The sequence below is a fragment of the Oleiphilus sp. HI0067 genome (assembly GCF_001635735.1).
In genome coordinates, this window is the sequence record NZ_LWFI01001135.1 from 1 (window position 1) to 1,188 (window position 1,188).

Below are 1,188 nucleotides of genomic sequence, written 5' to 3' on the forward strand. Positions count from 1 at the left end.
GTTAGTTTACTCAATTATTATTGCGATCTGCATTCCTTTTGTGCTGTTGCACTTATTGCTTCGAGGGATTCGCTCGCCTGAGTATCGATCACGTCGCTTGGAGCGTTTAGGCTTTTTTAAGGCCCCAGAACAAGCTCAAGATTTTTGGATTCATGCTGTTTCCGTCGGAGAGTTGCTTGCGGCCGAACCTATTATTCGAGAGCTGCAAACTCGTTATCCTGCAAAGCGTATTACTGTCACGACAATGACGCCTACGAGCTCTGCATTGGTGAGTAAGCTATTTGGTGACTCTGTTTATCATGTATATGCCCCATATGATTTTCCGTTGTTTGTCGGTGCGTTTCTTAAGCGTATTCGTCCCAAGTTTGTAATCATCATGGAAACTGAGCTTTGGCCGAATATGCTGCATGGTGCGCAGAAGGCGGGTTGTTCTGTGGTACTAGCTAATGCTCGCTTATCTGAGCGTTCTGCGCGAGGTTATAAGCGCTTTTTGCTACTGCTTTCGTGGCTTTTTGATAGTTTGCAGCTGGTGCTATGTCAGTTTAAACCGGATGCCGAACGGTTTGAGCGGTTAGGTATTTCACCAGATCGTATTCGCGTCACCGGAAGCCTAAAATTCGATATGCAATTTGACGCAGAACTCGCCGAAAAAGGTCTGATCTTGAGAGAGGGACTCGATTCTGAGCAAATGATTTGGATCGCGGCGAGCACGCATGAGGGTGAAGATGCCAAGGTTCTAGCTGTGCATCAGGAATTAAAGCAGCGTTACCCTGATTTGCTATTGATATTGGTGCCACGACATCCAGTGCGTTTTGATTCTGCATATCGTTTAGCCCATGAGATGGGGTTTCGTGTCGGCAGGTACAGTGAGCGAGAAAGTTTGTTGCCCGATGAGGATGTTTACGTCTTAGATGTTATGGGGCAGTTGATGCGTTTTTATGCGGCGAGCGACATTGTTTTTATCGGAGGTTCTCTAACGGAAGTTGGTGGCCATAATCCGATAGAGCCCGGAGCATTGGGTAAGCCTATGCTGATTGGCCCTCACTATTTTAATTTTGAAATGATATGTCGAGAGTTCATGGCATCCAGCTCGTTAAGTGTTGTGCAGGATGATGCTGATTTGAAGGTGCAATTGAGCCGATTACTTCAGGATCCAAAAATGGCCGCTGAGTTAGGAAATGCTGCGTT

Annotated in this window: 1 protein-coding gene; it reads left to right on the forward strand. The window is 46.4% G+C overall.

Annotation, left to right across the window (positions count from 1 at the left end):
* Positions 1-1,188: lipid IV(A) 3-deoxy-D-manno-octulosonic acid transferase (gene waaA / locus A3739_RS16525; protein WP_068502104.1), on the forward strand; the 1,188-nt coding region annotated here is incomplete at both ends.